This is a genomic window from Acidaminococcus hominis (assembly GCF_022484025.1).
GTDB classification, from domain to species: Bacteria; Bacillota; Negativicutes; order Acidaminococcales; family Acidaminococcaceae; genus Acidaminococcus; species Acidaminococcus hominis.
The window spans coordinates 2,216,648-2,234,177 of the sequence record NZ_JAKVMG010000001.1 but is presented as its reverse complement, the minus strand read 5'-3'; the positions used below and the strand labels follow the sequence as shown (position 1 = coordinate 2,234,177).

General features: G+C 53.9%; 17 protein-coding genes. 4 read left to right on the top strand and 13 right to left on the bottom strand.

What is annotated here, in order from left to right; genetic code table 11:
* Positions 1 to 50: 50 nt before the first annotated feature.
* The 3 genes from LKE88_RS10045 to LKE88_RS10035 all read right to left on the bottom strand — a co-directional run bounded on the left by LKE88_RS10045 (position 51) and on the right by LKE88_RS10035 (position 2,615).
* Positions 51 to 791 (bottom strand): NAD-dependent protein deacylase, encoded by a 741-nt coding sequence (locus LKE88_RS10045; protein ID WP_105326762.1) that lies wholly within the window; start codon positions 789 to 791, stop codon positions 51 to 53.
* A gap of 151 nt (positions 792 to 942) precedes the next feature.
* Positions 943 to 1,248, bottom strand: a complete 306-nt coding sequence (locus LKE88_RS10040; RefSeq protein ID WP_105326761.1) for a DUF4387 family protein — start codon at positions 1,246 to 1,248, stop codon at positions 943 to 945.
* Between the two features lie 11 nt (positions 1,249 to 1,259).
* The gene (locus LKE88_RS10035) at positions 1,260 to 2,615 is read right to left on the bottom strand and encodes an acyclic terpene utilization AtuA family protein (RefSeq protein WP_105326760.1); all 1,356 of its coding nucleotides are present in this window, start codon (positions 2,613 to 2,615) and stop codon (positions 1,260 to 1,262) included.
* A gap of 138 nt (positions 2,616 to 2,753) precedes the next feature.
* Between LKE88_RS10035 and LKE88_RS10030 the strand changes: the two genes are divergently transcribed.
* Positions 2,754 to 3,671 (top strand): LysR substrate-binding domain-containing protein, encoded by a 918-nt coding sequence (locus LKE88_RS10030; RefSeq protein WP_105326759.1) that lies wholly within the window; start codon positions 2,754 to 2,756, stop codon positions 3,669 to 3,671.
* On the opposite strand, the gene LKE88_RS10025 is transcribed toward LKE88_RS10030, so the two are convergent.
* The 6 genes from LKE88_RS10025 to LKE88_RS10000 form a co-directional block, all read right to left on the bottom strand.
* A complete protein-coding gene (locus LKE88_RS10025) occupies positions 3,636 to 4,901 on the bottom strand; it encodes a hypothetical protein (RefSeq protein ID WP_105326758.1) in 1,266 nt (421 codons plus the stop codon). The two genes, LKE88_RS10030 and LKE88_RS10025, sit on opposite strands and share 36 nt — an antisense overlap.
* A 149-nt stretch (positions 4,902 to 5,050) precedes the next feature.
* A complete protein-coding gene (locus LKE88_RS10020; RefSeq protein ID WP_105326757.1) occupies positions 5,051 to 6,478 on the bottom strand; it encodes an FAD-binding oxidoreductase in 1,428 nt (475 codons plus the stop codon).
* A gap of 112 nt (positions 6,479 to 6,590) precedes the next feature.
* Positions 6,591 to 6,740 (bottom strand): hypothetical protein, encoded by a 150-nt coding sequence (locus tag LKE88_RS10015; protein WP_231085773.1) that lies wholly within the window; start codon positions 6,738 to 6,740, stop codon positions 6,591 to 6,593.
* A gap of 99 nt (positions 6,741 to 6,839) precedes the next feature.
* Positions 6,840 to 8,279, bottom strand: coding sequence for a carbon starvation CstA family protein (locus LKE88_RS10010; RefSeq protein ID WP_105326755.1), 1,440 nt, complete (start codon positions 8,277 to 8,279; stop codon positions 6,840 to 6,842).
* Positions 8,280 to 8,468: 189 nt separating this feature from the next.
* Positions 8,469 to 9,725 (bottom strand): hypothetical protein, encoded by a 1,257-nt coding sequence (locus LKE88_RS10005; protein ID WP_105326754.1) that lies wholly within the window; start codon positions 9,723 to 9,725, stop codon positions 8,469 to 8,471.
* Positions 9,726 to 9,851: 126 nt separating this feature from the next.
* Complete coding sequence (locus LKE88_RS10000) at positions 9,852 to 10,154, bottom strand: LysM peptidoglycan-binding domain-containing protein (protein WP_199614407.1); 303 nt, start codon at positions 10,152 to 10,154, stop codon at positions 9,852 to 9,854.
* A 214-nt stretch (positions 10,155 to 10,368) separates the two neighbouring features.
* On the opposite strand from LKE88_RS10000, the gene LKE88_RS09995 reads away from it, so the two are divergent.
* Positions 10,369 to 11,040, top strand: coding sequence for a response regulator transcription factor (locus tag LKE88_RS09995; RefSeq protein WP_105326753.1), 672 nt, complete (start codon positions 10,369 to 10,371; stop codon positions 11,038 to 11,040).
* A 23-nt stretch (positions 11,041 to 11,063) separates the two neighbouring features.
* Positions 11,064 to 12,821, top strand: coding sequence for a sensor histidine kinase (locus LKE88_RS09990; RefSeq protein WP_105326752.1), 1,758 nt, complete (start codon positions 11,064 to 11,066; stop codon positions 12,819 to 12,821).
* 334 nt (positions 12,822 to 13,155) lie between these two features.
* Here the strand turns inward: LKE88_RS09990 and LKE88_RS09985 are convergent, their stop codons facing one another.
* The 4 genes from LKE88_RS09985 to LKE88_RS09970 all read right to left on the bottom strand — a co-directional run bounded on the left by LKE88_RS09985 (position 13,156) and on the right by LKE88_RS09970 (position 17,022).
* Positions 13,156 to 13,932, bottom strand: coding sequence for an ATP-grasp domain-containing protein (locus LKE88_RS09985; RefSeq protein ID WP_105326751.1), 777 nt, complete (start codon positions 13,930 to 13,932; stop codon positions 13,156 to 13,158).
* 78 nt (positions 13,933 to 14,010) lie between these two features.
* Complete coding sequence (locus LKE88_RS09980; RefSeq protein ID WP_276803503.1) at positions 14,011 to 14,409, bottom strand: putative PII-like signaling protein; 399 nt, start codon at positions 14,407 to 14,409, stop codon at positions 14,011 to 14,013.
* 151 nt (positions 14,410 to 14,560) lie between these two features.
* Positions 14,561 to 15,529, bottom strand: coding sequence for a hypothetical protein (locus LKE88_RS09975; protein WP_199614405.1), 969 nt, complete (start codon positions 15,527 to 15,529; stop codon positions 14,561 to 14,563).
* Entirely contained in the window at positions 15,526 to 17,022 is a 1,497-nt protein-coding gene (locus LKE88_RS09970) for a class I adenylate-forming enzyme family protein (RefSeq protein WP_276803501.1), read from the bottom strand. The genes LKE88_RS09975 and LKE88_RS09970 overlap by 4 nt, the downstream gene beginning before the upstream one ends.
* Before the next feature lie 110 nt (positions 17,023 to 17,132).
* On the opposite strand from LKE88_RS09970, the gene LKE88_RS09965 reads away from it, so the two are divergent.
* The gene (locus LKE88_RS09965; protein ID WP_105326748.1) at positions 17,133 to 17,528 is read left to right on the top strand and encodes a thioesterase family protein; all 396 of its coding nucleotides are present in this window, start codon (positions 17,133 to 17,135) and stop codon (positions 17,526 to 17,528) included.
* The last annotated feature ends 2 nt before the right edge of the window (positions 17,529 to 17,530 follow it).

The following is a 17,530-nucleotide window of genomic DNA, read 5'->3' as shown; positions in this document are numbered from 1 at the left end:
ATAATTGCGTCATTTCTCCCATTATAGCACAAAAGCCTAGGAAAAATCACCTATTCCGGCAGTGCGGACAGGACTTTCCCAATGCTGGCGGGAATAATCAGGTTGGCCGTACTGTCGTAGGACGTACTGCCTTTGTTGATCAGGATCAGCTTATGCCCCTTGTAATAGCGGATCAGCCCAGCTGCCGGATACACCACCAGCGAGGTACCGCCTACAATCAGGACGTCTGCCTGGGCAATATAGGCCACAGCCTTTTCCAGCACGTCCATATCCAGTCCTTCCTCGTAGAGCACCACATCCGGCTTGATTAGCCCGCCGCAGGCATCACAGTAAGGCACTCCCTGGGCCGCCTTCATATAGTGGGCATCAAAGAATTTGCCGCATTTGGTACAGTAGTTCCGGTGGACACTGCCGTGAAGTTCCAGCACATTTTGGCTGCCCGCTGCCTGGTGCAGACCATCGATATTTTGGGTAATCACAGCCTTGAGCCGCCCGTTTTTCTCCCACTGGGCCAGCTTCAGGTGGGCTGCATTGGGTTTGGCCTCCAGGGCCAGCATCTTATCCTGGTAAAACCGATAAAATTCCTCTGTATGTTCCTGAAAAAAAGTATGGCTCAAAATGGTTTCTGGAGGATAGGCATATTTCTGGTTGTACAGTCCATCCACACTGCGGAAATCCGGAATACCGCTTTCCGTGGAAACTCCGGCGCCTCCAAAAAACACAATGTTATGGGATTGGCTCACCCAATCCGCCGCCGTTTCAATATTCTTTTGCAGTTGTTCCTGCTCCATACCAGCGCCTCCCGTAGCATATTTTTCAGATACCTTGCTTGCATATCATATTTCCATTATACGGCAATTCCTCGCCAATGGGAAAATTCTTTTTGAAGGCACAAAAAAACGGAAGTTTTTATAGAAACTCCCGTTTTTTATCACTAGTTGTTTAGACTTCCAAATCCAATAGGCTTACATACTGCTGGCCGCCGTGCATATCCCGTTCATCCCGGGAACCTTCCACCGGCCGGCGGGGAAAACTCAATTTCACCACCTGAATCTCCGGCAGGGCAAAAATTTTGATTAGGTCCGGGGTTACCGCAAACATCTTGGCAATGGTTTCCCGATTCCGGGTAAAGCAATCTGCCACCCGGTCCGTATCCTCCTTGCTGCAGCAGAAGGCATCCACGGTCAGCCAGAAAGGGCCGGCATTTTTGCTTCTTAAATATCTTACTGTTTCTCCAAGAGTAGCCATAGAATCCTCCTTTATGCCTCAGTTTCCTGGAAGGTGACCAATTCCAGCGGGTCCTCCAGGGAAACCGTGTGGTACAGCTTAAATTCGTAAATCTTGCCCCGCTCTATTTCTGCCGGGGAGAAGGCAAAGCCAAAGGAAGGCATCTGCCGCTCCGGGAACAGGTTGTAGTGGAGCAGGAGCGGGTTAAAGGCCTTGGCCACCTGGGTGGCAAGTTCCTGGGTATCCGCCGTTACCGTCAGCAAAAGGCCAATTTCTTCCGGCACATAGCCTTCCTTTACCGGCTGGCCGGATACGGCGTTATAGCCATAGGGTTTCAGGTTAATGTGGTAGGACGCTGCTGCCACCCCCATAGAGGTCAGCTTAGAGGTACCTTCCTGGCGGATGGCTTCCACAAAGCGCAGGGGATCCTTCAGGATTTCCCGGTCCCGGATACCCACCAGGGAAATGGTCTGATAGCCCACGGCGCCGGAGCCTTCCAGTTTCATGGTATAGGGCTTGTGGGTCAGTACCGTGCCTTCCACCCGCACGGTCTTTTCATCCACAGCAGTGTAGGTGGTATGGGAAGCATCAATCTGGATTCCTGGTTCCGTAAGATGGATGGGATCCGCATTCTCATACAGCAAATGGGCGGAAACGGAGTAGGGCGTTACCGTGGCTCCAGGAGCAATGGCCCGGACGGTGAAGCCCTTGTCATCCAGTTCCAGGAAGGCGCAGCCCTGCAGCCCGGCCGAAGTGCACAGGCCGCCGCATTCCGCAATTTTGGCGGCGTGCCAGCAGCTGGCTTCGTGGCAGCCCTTCAGCAGCGGATAGAACGCCATAATGGCCGTATCCGTGGAGCGGCCGCAGACAATGATGTCCGCCCCCATTTCCAGGGCTTTTTGGAAGGGTTCGGCTCCAGAGAGCGCCACAATGTGGTCGCATTCCCCAAAGGTCTCCGCGGTAATTTCCGGAGCCCCGGCCAGGGCCTGGACCTTGCCCGCCTTGTAATAGGCTGCCATTTTGGCCGGCTCCTGTTCCGTGTAGATTTTCACGATTTTCTTGCCATGGATATTTTCTTCCTGGCAGATTTCCTGGATCAGGCGGACCGCTTCATCCACCCCGGCGTTGCTGCCGCAGGTTCCGGCTGACCCAATGGCCATGGGCACACCCAGGGCATGGGCTCCTTTTACCATCCGGCGCAAATCCCGCTTTACCGCCGCCGTCATATACTTGCCCTTGCCCGTCCCCAGGTAGTAGGGGCCAGAATCCGTGGACCCGGCGTCGCAGCAGATAATATCCGGCTGCAGAGCCAGGCCATTGGCAAAAGCCTCGTCCGAACAGTTCAAACCAACAGCTCCGTAGGGAACCAAAATCTTTACATGTGCCATGCTCTTTCCTCCTGTTTCTCTTGCTTTCTGGTTTTAGTATACCGCCCCTATACAATAATGTAAAATTCCATTATAATCATATTACCATAGTATTTATGTTATGTTTCTTGCAAAACAAAGCCCTATGAAGGAGGAACCATGTTTAACGAAAAACAGCTGGAGTACTTTGTAAAAACCGCCCAGACAGGGAATATCACCACGGCCGCCCGGCAGCTGTTCATTTCCCAGCCCGCCCTGAGCCGGGTCATCCGGGACCTGGAAACAGAAGCCGGGGCAGAGCTGTTCATCCGGCGGCAAAGCGGGGTTACCCTGACCCAGGCCGGACAGGTGTACCTGACCTGCTGCCAAGCCATGCTGGAACGGCACCAGGAAGCCCTCCGGGAAATCCAGGATATGCGGGATTCCCAAAAAGGCCAGATTCGCCTGGGGCTGTCCGCCATTTCCGGCCAGTACCTGCTGCCCCAAATTTTGGAAACCTTCCGGGCCAAATACCCCAAGGTGGAGCTGCTGCTGACGGAAACCCAGGTCCGCAAGCTGGACGCAGCCCTGCTGCGGGGAGAAATCGAACTGGCCCTGACCTATTTCACCGATGTGCCGGAACTGGCCTACACCAAAATCCTTACAGACAAAATTTACCTGGAAGCGCCCCCTTCCTTTCCGACCAACAAAAAACACCGGGGAACCGTACCCGGTGTACTCAGCGATTTGCGATTTTTGGAGGGCGCCCCCATGATTCTCCTAAAGCCCGGCCGGGGAATGCGGAAAATGGCCGACGCACTTTGTGAAAAATGGCAGGTTACTCCCAAAGTCATTTTAGAAACAGACAGTATTGAGCTGGCCCACAAACTGGTGCTCCACAATGCGGGTTTCACTTTCGTACCAGGGATTGCCCTGCCTTCCCTGGACCGGGAACAACCGGCCTATTTCTACGATTTTGCACCCCAGTCCCTGACCCGTACCCTGTATCTGGCGCACCGGCCGGCCCTGTACCTGACCAAGGCCATGCAGGACCTGATTGCCCTATTGCAGACGGCCGCTCTCCCCCTCCAGGCGTAAACTGTTGACCGAGTGGTCGATGATGGCCTGATTATCGGTATTTTCCAAGGCAACGTAGTCCAGGGACAGCAGTTTTCCGTCCAGCAGGAACAGGTACCCCAGGCTGGTTTCGCCGCCGCCCCGGGTCTTTTCCACCAGGCAGGTTCGCCCTGCGGCTTGGGAAAAATAGGTGGTGTTTTCTTCCAACGGAACCCCGGGGTGCAGGCTTTCCCACTGGTCCTGCCGGCCCTGGGTCAGCACCCGGCACAGGTTTTTCCGGTCCACTTCTCCCAGATTCTCGTAGCGTTCCGGCAGCACAGCGTAGGTCAAATCCTCCTGCAAGGGATGGTAAATCACCCCAGTCAGCAGCTTATCATCTACGTGCATCTGCATTTGGATATGGGGGTCTCCCGGTTCCTTCAGTTGCAGCTCATCCACACCCCCGTAGGGGATTTCGTAGGACAGGGAGCTGCCCGGAATGGTCACCCGCTCATAGGGCGTGGGAATCTTCAGGGTATCCAGCATTTGGGCAATGGCCGGCTGGAGCGCCTGATTCTCCTCCGCCGTAGTGAGAAAGCTCAGGGTATACAGGTTTTTGCGGTCCGCAAAAAAGTACCGGTCCGCCAGCTTGCCCTCTTCTTCCTGACGAATATGGAAGCCTGGCTGGGTGCCAAAGGTTCCCAGCTTGGCTGCCAGCACCGGCAGCTTTTTTTCTGCCGCTTCCTGGAGGTAGGTTTTCAGGGACAGCTTCAGCATGGAATCCCGGGTATGGAAGGGCTGGTTTTCCTTTTTCCCAGCCTGGGACAGCATGGCCCCATTGGCCGTGTACACAAAAATCCGGTCCCCGTCCAGGGCCCGCATCATAAGGTCCCCCTTGCCATTTTTCTTGGCATAGGTGCCCTGGCTGATAAACCCAGGAGGCAGGGTAAAGCTGACCCCATTCCGGGGATCCCGGTAGTCTTCCCCCTTTTCCGGGAGCGCTGCCTCCTTTACGGCAGACAGGACTGCCTCCTTCGCCGCAGTCTTGGGGCTTGGCAGGGCCTGTTGCTGCGCCGGGACCCCTTTCCCCTTTCCCGCGGCCAGGGCGTCCGGCTTTGCCTTAGCTCCAGCCGCCCGCTGGGCTATTTGGGGTTGGGCGTTTTCTGCCAGAAGTCGGGGCGCCGTTTCCGCTTCTGCGGGGCGTACTTCAACTCCGCTAAGCCCCGCTCCTGCCAGCAGTCCTATTACCAGTAGTCCCAGCCATTTTTTCATGGTTCTTCCCCTCCGTACCTGATAGTCTCTTTTATTATAAAGCAATTCCCCCTTGCTTGCAGGATTTTTTAGCAAGGCGGAAGGCATCCGGCCCCAGAGCGTAAAAAAAGACACGTAAACCGCAGTTTACGCGTCTTTTTTTACAGGTTTCAGGCAATAAAATCGCCGTTCATATCCACCAGTTTCCCCGGGTTCATGATATTGTTGGGATCCAGGGCGTGCTTGATGGCCTTGATCAGTTTCACTTCCCCTTCCGGGGTGCAGCGGGCAAATTCTTCCAGTTTTTTGTAGCCGATGCCGTGTTCGCCGGACATCTTCCCGCCCAGGGCATATACCCGGGGAAACAGGTCCGCATGAAAGGCCTTGATTTTCTTGAACCATTCTTCCGGCGGCAGCCCTTCCTTGTTCAGGGGCAGCACGTGGATATTCCCATCGCCGATATGGGCGCAGGTCACGCAGTACAGGTTGTATTTTTCCCGCAGTTCCGGAATCTGGGCGGTCATTTCCGCAATCTTGTCCAGGGGCACTACGAAATCTTCGGTCTGGAACATTCTGTCCACGTCCCGGGCGGCTTCGGCAAATTCCTTCCGGACCTTCCAAATCCGGTCATCTGCTTCAAATTCGTCCAAGGAACCGTTTGCTTCAGCCAGTTCACAGAGGCGCTCCATTTTCCGGTCGCTTTCTTCCTGGTCAAAGCTTTCCACGGTGACAATCACGTAGCTGCAGCCTTCATTTACATGGGGCATTTCCATATTGTCCAGATATTTGCAGGTCATGACCAGGGCTTCATTGTCCATGAATTCCAGGCTGGTAGGCTCAATGCCGGCCTTCAAGATCTTGTTGGGCAGGGCAAAGGCTTTGGCATCGTCATCAAAAACGCAGACCATATTGAAGTTATAGGGAGGCAGGGGCCAAAGCTTTACGGTAATTTCCGTAATGATGCCCAGGGTCCCTTCGCTGCCGGCAAACAGCTGCTCCAGGCACAGCCCCGTGGAGCACTTCTTCAGCCGGGCGCCCACTTCCACAATATCCCCCAGGGGCGTAACTACCTTCAGGGCGTAGATCTGGTTCCGGGTGGTGCCGTAGCGGACGGCCTTGTTGCCCCCGGCATTGTTGGCTACGTTGCCGCCAATCTGGCTGCTGTCGGCGCTGGAAGGATCTCCAGCGTACAAGAGACCATGTTTCTTGGCTTCTGCCTGGAGCTGACCGGTAATGACGCCGGTTTGCACCACTGCGTACAGGTTATCCGCATCCAGGGTCAGGATCTGGTTCATCCGTTCCAGTTCCACCACCATGCCATGGTAAATGGGAATGGCCCCGCAGGCCACGTTGCTGCCGGCGGACCGGGGCGTAATGGGCACCTTATACTGGTTGGCCAGTTTCACAATGGCAGCCACCTCTTCCGTGGAGCCAGGAAATACTACCACTTCCGGCTTCTTGAAGAAATGGGGATTCCCCTCTTCATCCGTCTGATACTGCTGCAGATATTCTTCGTCGGTCTTTACGTATTTATCCCCCACTACTTCCTGCAGGGCCTGAACCAGTTCCGGCGTAACTGGATTGTACATATTTGTCATGAATTTTCTCCCTCTGTTCCTTTTTTGTTCTAGTTTTTTGCTCCCGCTTTTTTTCTGCGTTCACGAGTATGTTTCCTAGTATACCACATTTTGTATACAAGTAAAGACTGCTTTATGTATAATTATTAATAAAAATTTTATATTCACGCTTTATATGCACTTTTTGCCGGATAACTGTAACGAATTTAGTATTTTTACCCTTTATTTTTGCATAATTATCATTTGCAATATTTTCTTGTACAGTTTTTTCTTCCTCTCCCATTGGACAAAAGTCCAAATTTGTCCAATGGTTAAAGAAAACCCGGAAGCGGCCGCTTCCGGGTTCTCTTTAAGGGAATAAATCTTAAATTCTAAGAAAGCCTTAGCCTTCCACAGGTTTATCTGCCAGATCCAGGGTGCCATTCTTAATCTTGTTGGCGCGTTTCCAGAACAGGCAGAAGGCCAAGATAGCGAAGATAATGCCGGCAGGATAAGCAACAGTCGTGCTCAGCTGCAGACCTTCTTGGGCTACCAGGATGTAGGTGCAGCTTACGGCACTCATGAAGGTTGCCGGGATAATGGCAATCCAGTAGTTGCCTTTATTGGCATACAGGTACATACCGCCGGACCACAGAACGAACATGGCCAGGGTTTGGTTGGTCCAGGAGAAATATCTCCACAGGATGGTTACGTTAACCTGAGTCAGGATCCCGCCTACCAGGATAATGGGGATACTGAGTTTCAGACGGCTGGCAATGGTGTGCTGGTCAATCTTGAACCAGTCGCAGATGGTGTAACGAGCACTGCGGAATGCCGTATCAGCAGAGGATACAGGGCAGGCAATTACGCCGATCATGGCAATGATGGTACCCACAGGTCCCATCAGGCCGGAGCAGATGTCGTACACAACGCCGCCGGCGCCTTTGTAGGTAACAAAAGCAGCGGACAGGCCGGAAGTACCATGGTAGAAGGAGCAGCCGGCAGCAGCCCATACCAGGGCGATGATGCCTTCGCAAACCATAGCGCCGTAGAAAATCTTGTGGCAATCCCGTTCACTCTTGATGCAGCGAGCCATCAGCGGGGACTGGGTGGAATGGAAACCGGAAATGGCACCGCAGGCTACGGTAATGAACATGATGGGCCAAATGGGGGTTCCTTTGGGGTGCATATTGGTCAGGGTAATTTCCGGAATGGCATAACCCTTCACAAACAGCATGGTACCAACACCCAAAGCCATGAAAATCAGGCAGAAGCCAAAAATAGGATACAGCTTGCCGATGATTTTATCAATGGGAAGGAATGTAGCACAGAAATAATAGAGCAGTAATACAGCAAGCCAGAAATTGAAGCTCATGGGAGTGATTTTCATCAGCAGACCAGCAGGGCCCGTGGTGAAGGCAACGCCCACCAGAATCAGCAGCACAACAGAGAAACCGCGCATTACGCTTCTCATCATGTCGCCCAGGTATTTCCCTACGATTTCGGAAATGCTGGCACCGTCGTTCCGTTCGGACAACAGGCCGGAAATAAAGTCATGGACACCGCCGGCAAAAACCGTACCGAAGGTAATCCACAGAAATACTGCAGGGCCCCACATAGCACCTGCCAGAGCACCGAAAATCGGGCCCAGGCCAGCGATATTCAGCAATTGGATCAGGAACACCCGTCCATTGCCCATGGGAACATAGTCAACACCATCCTGCAGCCGATAGGCCGGAGTCTTTCTGTCGTCAATGGGAGGCCGAAAACAGCTTTCCACATAGCCGCCATAAATGAAATATCCGGCAATCAAAATCGCCAAACATACAAAGAAGCTTATCATGGTGAAACCTCCTTCTGCGAACTCCCTTAATTCGCATTGTATTGTCGACTGTATTATAACCCTTTTGACACTAAAAATCCACAATTTGACATTTAATCGTTAGTGAATTCGCATGTTTTTGTAAATTAAATTAGGAGGATGCAAGCATCCTCCTAAAATTGTATACATGATATCTTATTGGCAATACAATTATTTTTGCAGGCCCCAATGGGTTTTGATGTGCAGCCCATCGGCTTCCGGTACCAGGCCCGTCAGACGTACCAGGTCGAACAGGTTGAAGTTCTTGATCTTGGTTTGGGCCAGCTTGCTCTTGTTCACCACTTCCGTAAAGTCCACAGTCAGGGACTGGCCGCTAAAGGTGCAGATCAGGTCTTCCCGGTTCACCACGGTCATGTTGAACAGGGCATTTACCAGGGACATGATGATCCGGGTTCCCAGGAGCCGTACCAGCAGTTCGCCCAGCTTGTTGTCGGCCACCGCAAAGTCGTGGATTCGGAACCGGGCAAAGGAGGCCGTGTTGTTCAGGGTCATGGCTTCAATTTCCACCTGGGCCGTTACCGTACCGTACTTTTCGTGTTCCACGGTAATGTCCAGCAGATTGTCCCCATGGTAGCAGCAGTCCTTGAAGGTAAATTCGCTGTCCTTCATGGCTTCTGCCAGGCCCGCGGACAAATCCGTATAGGGCACCACCACTTCACCCCGGCGCAGCTGTTCCCAGGTCTGGGCCGTAATCCAGCGTTCTGCCGCTTCCTTAAAGGGAGCAGCCATTTCCGTGATATTTTCTGCCATGCCGTTCATATTGCCGGCCACTTCTCCCAGCTTGTCCGCTGCTGCGTCCGCTTTTTCCTTCACGGTATCAAACAGGGGCGCTGCCTTTTCCATAACTTTCTTGGTTTCATCTCCCAAGGGAATGTTCTTGTTGGGGTTTTCCGTAAATTCCTTGAACCGGCGGGACCCTTCTTTCCGGGCTTCTTCAAACATTTCCTTGAATTCAGCCAGGTCCTTAGGCCGGCCAGCTTCCAGCCAGGCGTTGGCAGCCTTGCCCACGGCGTAGGTGATGCCTACGGCAGCGGGAACCTGCAGGGGCGGGAAGGGAATAATGGTGAACAGGGTCTGTCCCACAAAGGAAGCCCCCAGAGAACCAATCAGGCCGGCAATGGCCCCCGTTTCCAGTTCAATCCCCCGCAAATCGCTGAGCCGGGTAATCATATACACTTCGTTGGCCATAAGGGCCAGGGATCCCAAAAACGGCGTCATCACAATAACGCTGGCCCGGGCTGCACCCCAGCGGATAATCCGTTCCGACTCTGCCTGAATGTCCACCGGCTCCAGGGCCTCATCCCTTGCTTCCTGGCTTTCCGTTTCATCCATGGGACGGGTTTCCGCCTCTTCTACGGTTTCTTCTACTTTTTGATCCTGTTCTTTTTTATCAGCATCTTCCAGCATGAATATCCCTCCTACCCTGCTCCAGCTGCCATAAACGCCGGAGGAGATTTTTCTTTTAGTATATCATATTTGACAGGATGAAAGGAATAAAAGTTCAACTGTGCCGCTTCCCCGGCTCGGGTTGCCTTAGGGCCGGCTGGCCAGCTGGCCCTTTTCTCCCGCTTCGGCCCGTACCGGAACTACCAGTACCTGCCCCGGCTGGAGGGCTTGGTGCAGATCCAGGTGATTGGCCTGGGTAATCCGGTCCAGTACCGCCCGGACGTCTTCTTCCGGTCCCGCCGCCTGGCTGGCAATGCCCCACAGGGTATCCCCGCTGTAGACCAATACCTGCTTTTTATGATAAACCACAGGCTCCCGGTCCAAATCCAGCACCATTAAACCTGACAAAAGGAATAATCCCGCCAAAAACAGCCCAAATATCGTTTTCATCGTTTATCCTTCCTTTCGAACTTTTGTTCGTTTTCTGTATTATAATATGGCTATGGTTTTATTTCAAGATGCTAACGAAAATTTGTTCGCTTATTTTTTGCACTTTTGTAATATTTGTGTAAAGACAGTATTCTTTCTCCTGTCAGCCCTGTTGCAAACTTTCCCTTCATCGTATAATAAGCCTATAGAAGGGAACACCCTAAAGGAGGTAACCATGGCCCTAATCTATTGTGTAGAAGATGACGAAAATATCCGCGAGCTGGTGCGCTATGCCCTGGCCAGCCAAAACTTTGAAGCCCAGGCTTTTCCCGATGGTGCTGCCTTTTGGAAAGCCCTGGAAAAACAGATTCCCAATCTGGTACTGCTGGACATTATGCTGCCGGAAGAAAGCGGCCTGGAAATCCTGAAAAAGCTTCGGGAAAAACCAGCCACCCAATCCCTGCCCGTCATTATGCTCACCGCCCGGACCGGGGAATACGACATTGTCAAAGGACTGGATACTGGCGCCGACGACTATATGACCAAACCCTTCGGAATTATGGAGCTGATCAGCCGAGTCAAGGCTGTTCTACGCCGGGGCGGCTCCCTGCCCCAGGACCAGGATACCCTGGTGTGCGGGGACATTCTCATGGACCTGAAAAAGCACCAGGTACTGGTAAAGGGCCAGCCCTGCGTCCTGACGGTTAAGGAATTTGACCTGCTCCACTATCTCATGGCCAATGCGGGCATTGTCCTGAGCCGGGATCAGATTATGGAAGCCGTCTGGTCCTTCTCCTACGCCGGGGAAAGCCGGACCATCGACATGCACATCCGCAGCCTGCGGCAAAAATTAGGAGACGCCGGCAAGGTGATCCAAACGGTCCGGGGCGTGGGCTACCGAATTTAGCGGAAAAGGAGCCCTGACTGCCCATGAAAAAAAGAATTTATCTTCACCTGCTGCTGGTAGGCGTGGTCTGCATCTTGCTTACCGCCCTGGTCTGCGCCTTTGCCTATTGGCAGACCTCCAAGCAGGAAACCGGCTACTACCTGGAACAGACAGCCTCCGTGCTGGGTTCGGAATTGACCCGGCAGGAAAACCCCCTGGAATTTCTGGACCATACCAGCAAAGCCAGTCCGGATTTACGGATTACCTGGGTGGCGGAAGACGGCCGGGTCCTGTACGATTCCATGAAAAATGCGTCGGACATGGATAACCACAAGGAACGGCCGGAAATCCTCCGGGCCCTGCTAAAGGGCCGGGGTACCGATGCCCGGGAGTCCAGCACCCTGGGGCAGCTGAACCTGTACTCCGCCCTAAGGCTTACCGATGGCAGTGTGCTCCGGGTAGCCTGGACCCAAAAGGATCTGTTCCGGCCCCTGGCGCTGCTGCTGCCCTGGTGGCTGCTGGCCCTGGGCGTACTGATGCTCATTTGCCTGTTTACCGTGCGCCATTTTACCAAGGATTTAATCAAGCCCCTGGACCAGGCCACCCTGTACCTGTCCCGGATTGGCAACAGCCAGGAACAGCTTCCTGACACCTTGTTTCAAAATTCCTATGATGAACTGAAGCCCTTCCTGAACACCATTCGCCAGCAGGGGGCCCAGCTGGACCAAAGCATGCGCCAGCTTCAGGAAGAACGCAACACCATGCGGTTGATTACCGATAATCTGACAGAAGGCGTCTTTCTGCTGGACGACCAGCTGCGGATCCAGTGGGTCAATGCCTGGGGCAGCCGGCTGCTTTTGGCCGGAAACCCTTCGGCCACTGCGGGCCGGGAACAGCTGACGGACAAGTTTCTCATGGCCCTGCTTCCCCAGGACGCCCGCATCAAACCGGAAATTCTCCAGGACGGGGAACCCCATACCTGGCTGATGAAACACCAGGCCCACCAGTACCGGCTGCTGCTGCGGCCCCTGGAGACGCCCCGGGAGCGGGCCTCCCAGCTGCTGATTATCCGGGATATTACGGAGGCCCGGGAACGGGAGCAGCTGCGCCGGGACTTTACCGCCAACGTTACCCATGAGCTGAAAACTCCCCTGACCTCCATCAGCGGCTTTGCAGAACTGATGGCTGCGGGAATGTACCAGAAAAAAGAAGACATTGCCCACTTTGGCCAGCTGATCCGCCAGGAAGCCAAAAGGCTCCTGGAAATGATTAACAGCATCATCTTCCTGTCCCGGATTGAGGAAGTCCCTGCCGGTACCCTGAAAGAAGCGGTGCCCCTGGGTGACCTGATCCGGACCGTGGTGGATTTTATGGACCCCTTCTGCAAGGAAAAGCAGGTGACCGTCCACTGCCAGCTGACCCAGGACAAGGTCCGGGGCAGCGGCAGCCTGCTAAGGGAAATGGCCATGAATCTGATTGACAACGGGGTAAAATACAACCGTCCCGGCGGCCACGTGTACGTTTCTATGAAGCGGGACGGAGCCTGGGTCCAGCTTACCGTCCGGGATACGGGCATCGGCATTCCCGACGCCGTTCAGGAGCGGGTCTTTGAACGCTTCTACCGGGTAGAAGAAAGCCGTTCCAAGCAAAGCGGCGGCAGCGGCCTGGGACTCAGCATCGTCAAGCACATTGTGGAGCAGCACCAGGGCCAAATCAGCCTGGTCAGCCGGCTGAACGAAGGCACCACCATTACCGTGCGCCTGCCCGCCGAGGGTCCCCAGGAAGAAACGCAAAACGCCTGATAAAAAAGAGGCTGTGAAATAATACTCCTGAAAGAAAAAACGGCTTGCGAGCTTAAAAGACTTCGCAAGTCGTTTTTATTGTTCTTTATAACCGTATCCTAACAAACTTCCTCTGTCAGCCTTGCAGGCTGCCAGCCCCTACAACACTTTGCGGCCGCATCCAAACAGCCCGACAAATTATGCAAGTGGCTGTTTGGTCAATAAGGCCCACGCGATAGCCGTCCAGGAGTCAAGCCTGAAAGGTGACGACTGGAGCACGGCGAACCGCTAAGGATGTGGGACCTGAAGGGCCTCGGAGGAAGTTTCATTTTTTTCACAGCCCCTATTTTTTATTTCAGCAGGTAAAGTGATAGGCGTCCGGTACACCAAGAAGCTGGCTCCACCGGGCGGAAATCAATTTGGCATAGGGCAGAGCCCTTAGGCCATAACAGCCCAGTGCATAGGCATCATTGCATTCCACCAAGACTGTCCGCCCGTCCCCAGTTACGCCAATATCCATGCTGCAAGCCCACGGCCGATCTTGCCAGGTACGGAAAGCCGCCAGCATTTTCAGCAGCTGCTGCGGATCATAGTGGTACAAATAGCCCTCGCCCATTTGATAGGGCCGCACATCCACCAACTGGTCATAGATGATAAAACAACGCCACTCCTGTTTCAGTTCCAGTGGTTCACTGACCAGCACCGCCAGGTCTTCGTTTTCCTGTCCGCAGCCTTCCAAATCCGCCAGGGATTGGATAATTTTCCCGGTAAAAGCTTTGTCCTTCACAGGTTTTACAAAGTACCCGGCCTGCCACAGCTTCTCGTCACTGGCAATATGGTTCAGGGTATCGGACCAGATTTTCCTTCCCAGAAAAGGCTGCAGCGGCTCTGGATAATCCGGTAAATAAGGGTGAATCCCAAATTTCTGGAAGATTTCCTGGCATTGCTCAATATAATCCAAGACAATATCCTCCCGTTCCACCTGGTCATACACCTCATCCAAGGAATGATACGGAATTACTTCCGCGCCCATTTCACCAAACCCGTACAGGGCATTGGCAAAATTCCAGCTGTGAGGGAGCTCAATTCCCATACCCCGGTCAAATTTCATCTTGCAAAATACTCTCCCCATGGTATGCTTCCTTTCTGCCACAACAAAGGGCATAGCCCCAAACGGCTATGCCCGGCGAATTTCTTTTGTTTTTCTGTATTACCCTTGGGGAGCGGGATTCGGCCGCTTGGCAATGGACTTTTCGTATTCGTTCTTCACAAAGTCCGTCATCAGCATATCCACTTCTTCCACCGTTGCCACACCATGGGTCAGGTTTTCCTTCAGGAACGGGAAGAGCCGTTCAATTTGTTCCTTGGTATCAATCATGGTAATGATCACCGACAGGTTGATGGCTTCGGAAACACTGATAAACAGCCGCCGTTCCTTGCCCCGGATGCAGCTGCCGTAGCCCTGGGTTCCCCGGTACACAGTACAGCCGGCAATTTTGTATTGATTGGCTATATCAAATATTGCTTTATAAAAGGGTCTGTCTTTGTAAAAGAAATCCTCGCCAACATAGATGTTCAATTTGGTCAGTCTCAAAAAATCGTCTGCCATACAATTCCCTCCCATTCTAGCTCTATTTTTATTGTAACATAAATTCAAGCTTGGTGTAATAGTAAAACTTGCTTGAAGTACAAAAAATTGACTGATTGGTCAAAAAGCCTGGAGAAAAAACCGTTTCCCAAAAGGGAAACGGAAATTTTCTTTAGGATTTCTCCGGATGCTCCGGCTTGTCCTCCGTTGGGGACGTCTCTGGGGTTTCTTCTTCAGGCACCGCCTTGGCCTTCAGTTCCTGTTCCAGCTTCTTGTCAGGAGCGGAGGTCTGAACCTGATCTTCCGGCAGGGGGATGATCCTGGCGCTGGCTTCCTGCCGGGCCGTCCATTCCCGCATGGCCTTCTGCCGGCGGATTTTCCGCACGTAGGCTAAGGCTACGCCGCCTAACACAATAATCACCATAACCCAGCCCGCAGCCTTCACCGGGTTCAGGTAGGTAACAGAAGCATCCAGGGGCACTTCTTCCCCCAAAGGAAGCTTCCAGGTAAGCACCCGTTTGTCGTCGCTGACCTGGGGTGCGTTGGTGCTGTCCACGCCGGTGGGCAGAATCAGGGTAAACTGGAGGTCAATCTGCTTCATGACATTTTCCAGTACCGCCTGAGCGTCCTTGTTTTTCAGTTTTTCATTGGTGCCCATGTTTACGCCGGTGTGGACGCTGATGGTATCAAACAGCAGTCCGCCCTTCAAGGTCACAATGGGCTTTTTCTCCGCTTTGTCCGGTGCCGGGGCTGCCGGGGCAGCCGGCGTGCTGCCAGCCTGTTTTTGGGCGTCGGGCTTTTGGCCATTTTGGTCCACCGCCGTTTGGGCCGCGTTTTCCCAGGTCTTGAAGTCAAAGGTCTTCAGTACCTTGGAGTCCTTGATGTCCTTCAGCTGGTTATAGTGCTTTTGGGCCGTGAACCCGCTGTAGTCCCCTTCCTTGACCGTTTCAATATGATAGCCGTCCTTTTGGAAATCCTCCTGGAAGGAATCCACGGTGGGTTTCAGCATGGGCACTGCCGTCAGCTTGCAGGTCAGATCTGCGGCTCCCAGCCGGGTTACCTGGAGGGTAATATGACCCTTGGCACAGCCCCCCAGCAGAAAGGTCAGCAGAATGCAGAGCCCAATCAGGATTTTTCTCATAAAGACCTCCCGGACATGCGCCGCTGCTGAAGAATTTCTTCTGCCTGCTGGCGCAGAATATTTTTCCGCACTTTGCCCAAACTGGTTTTGGGCAATTCCTGGATGATAAAGTATTCCCGGGGCACCTTATAGGGGGCAATCCGCCCCAACAGGTACCGGCGCAGCTCCTTGGGATTGCACTGGGCCCCTTCCTGGAGCACCAAAAAGGCCGTAATGGCCTGGCCCCGAAGCCGGTCGGCTACGCCTACCACGGAGGCTTCCCGAATACCGGGATATTGGGTAATGGCTTCTTCCACTTCCCGGGGGTAGACATTTTCCCCGCTAGAAATAATCATATCCTTTAGGCGGTCCACCAGGAAAATAAACCCGTCTTCATCGGCATAGCCCACATCTCCTGTGTGGAGCCAGCCTCCCGCCAGGGTTTCCTTGGTGGCTTCCAGCCGGTTCAGGTACCCCAGCATCACGTTGGGACCCCGGACCACCACTTCGCCGGCTTCGCCCTGGGGCACTTCCCGGCCCTGGGGATTCAAGATGCGGACTTCTTCTTCCACCAGGGGCAGGCCAATGGAGCCAAACTTCACGTTCCCCGGCCGGTTTACGGACACCACAGGCGCCGCTTCGGACAGGCCGTAGCCTTCCAGCACCGGATGGCCAAACTTATCCGCAAACTTCTGCCCCAATACCTTGCCCAGGGAAGCTCCGCCGCAAATAAATTCCCGTACCGTGGAAAGCTCGGAGGGCTCGGCCCCTTCCAGCAGCAGCTCCATCACCGCAGGCACCCCGGTAAACAGGGTAACCCCATGGCGCTGTACCAGCCGGATGGCAGTCTTGAAATTGTAGTTGGCCTGGATCACCAGCTGGGCCCCCAAAAGCAAGCTCAGGCTGACGCAGATGCTCCAGGCGTAGCAGTGGTACATGGGCAGCAGGCAGAGGATAACATCTTCCGGCCGGGCATGGATGGCGTCCTGGAAATCCCAGGCGTTGGCTACCAGATTCTTATGGCTGAGCATAGCCCCTTTGGGCCGGCCCGTAGTTCCGGAGGTATAAATGATGGTGCAGTTGTCGTCCTCCGTCCGGGGGACCTCCTGCAAACTGCCGCTTACCGGAGCGTCCAGTTCCCCAAAGGTCAGCTGCCGCACCGGGGCGCAGCCCAGCTCTGCCAGCGGCCCGTCCAGTTCCAATTTGGCCTGGGTCAGGAACAGATGAATCTCCGCATCCTTGATCATGTAGGCCACTTCCCGGGGCACCAGCTGGAAATTAATGGGAACAATCACGCCCCCAGCCCGGATTACCGCCATATAGGCCGCTACGTATTCCGCACAGTTCCGGGAAAACAGGCCCACCCGTTCCCCCTTTTTCAGTCCGGCTTCCTGTAAAAAGGCGGCCCACCGGTCCACCTGCTCCCGCAGCTCACCATAGGTAATGACCCGGTCCTGGTCAAGCAAAGCCGGCCGATCCGCAGGATGGCTGGCAATCAACTGATAATAAAACATGCGTCCTCCTCCAATTGCAAATATAACAGTCTGCCTTCTGCCCTTGCCTTTCCGGCAGAAAGCGAGTAAGATGAATTCGTTCAACAATAATTCCAGAAAGAAGTGAGAGTATGAAAGAATTTCGCATTGGTTCTGTAGGCGAAGCCTCCGAAACCGTTCTTCACACCAACACGGCTAAAGCCATGGGCAGCGGGTCCCTGGATGTTTATGCCACCCCGGCCATGCTGGCCCTGATGGAAAAAGCCGCCTGTGAAATCGTCAATCCCTGCCTGGACGACGCTACCACCAGCGTGGGCATCAGCGTGAACCTGTCCCACGATGCCGCTACCCTGGTAGGCAAAACCGTCAACGCCAAAGCCGTTCTGGTGGGCGTAGATGGCCGCAAGCTGACCTTCAAGATTACGGTCTCCGATGATTACGGCACCATCGGCCAAGGCACCCACGAACGCTTCCTGGTCAACAAGGAAAAATTCCTGGGCAAACTGGCCGCCAAGGATCAAAAATAAAA

Excerpts from the sequence above, each read along its gene's own strand:
- LKE88_RS10045 (WP_105326762.1), bottom strand. The coding sequence starts at position 791 with ATGGAGCAGGAACAACTGCAAAAGAATATTGAAACGGCGGCGGATTGG.
- LKE88_RS10040 (WP_105326761.1), bottom strand. The coding sequence starts at position 1,248 with ATGGCTACTCTTGGAGAAACAGTAAGATATTTAAGAAGCAAAAATGCC.
- LKE88_RS10035 (WP_105326760.1), bottom strand. The coding sequence starts at position 2,615 with ATGGCACATGTAAAGATTTTGGTTCCCTACGGAGCTGTTGGTTTGAAC.
- LKE88_RS10030 (WP_105326759.1), top strand. The coding sequence starts at position 2,754 with ATGTTTAACGAAAAACAGCTGGAGTACTTTGTAAAAACCGCCCAGACA.
- LKE88_RS10025 (WP_105326758.1), bottom strand. The coding sequence starts at position 4,901 with ATGAAAAAATGGCTGGGACTACTGGTAATAGGACTGCTGGCAGGAGCG.
- LKE88_RS10020 (WP_105326757.1), bottom strand. The coding sequence starts at position 6,478 with ATGACAAATATGTACAATCCAGTTACGCCGGAACTGGTTCAGGCCCTG.
- LKE88_RS10015 (WP_231085773.1), bottom strand. The coding sequence starts at position 6,740 with ATGGGAGAGGAAGAAAAAACTGTACAAGAAAATATTGCAAATGATAAT.
- LKE88_RS10010 (WP_105326755.1), bottom strand. The coding sequence starts at position 8,279 with ATGATAAGCTTCTTTGTATGTTTGGCGATTTTGATTGCCGGATATTTC.
- LKE88_RS10005 (WP_105326754.1), bottom strand. The coding sequence starts at position 9,725 with ATGCTGGAAGATGCTGATAAAAAAGAACAGGATCAAAAAGTAGAAGAA.
- LKE88_RS10000 (WP_199614407.1), bottom strand. The coding sequence starts at position 10,154 with ATGAAAACGATATTTGGGCTGTTTTTGGCGGGATTATTCCTTTTGTCA.
- LKE88_RS09995 (WP_105326753.1), top strand. The coding sequence starts at position 10,369 with ATGGCCCTAATCTATTGTGTAGAAGATGACGAAAATATCCGCGAGCTG.
- LKE88_RS09990 (WP_105326752.1), top strand. The coding sequence starts at position 11,064 with ATGAAAAAAAGAATTTATCTTCACCTGCTGCTGGTAGGCGTGGTCTGC.
- LKE88_RS09985 (WP_105326751.1), bottom strand. The coding sequence starts at position 13,932 with ATGGGGAGAGTATTTTGCAAGATGAAATTTGACCGGGGTATGGGAATT.
- LKE88_RS09980 (WP_276803503.1), bottom strand. The coding sequence starts at position 14,409 with ATGGCAGACGATTTTTTGAGACTGACCAAATTGAACATCTATGTTGGC.
- LKE88_RS09975 (WP_199614405.1), bottom strand. The coding sequence starts at position 15,529 with ATGAGAAAAATCCTGATTGGGCTCTGCATTCTGCTGACCTTTCTGCTG.
- LKE88_RS09970 (WP_276803501.1), bottom strand. The coding sequence starts at position 17,022 with ATGTTTTATTATCAGTTGATTGCCAGCCATCCTGCGGATCGGCCGGCT.
- LKE88_RS09965 (WP_105326748.1), top strand. The coding sequence starts at position 17,133 with ATGAAAGAATTTCGCATTGGTTCTGTAGGCGAAGCCTCCGAAACCGTT.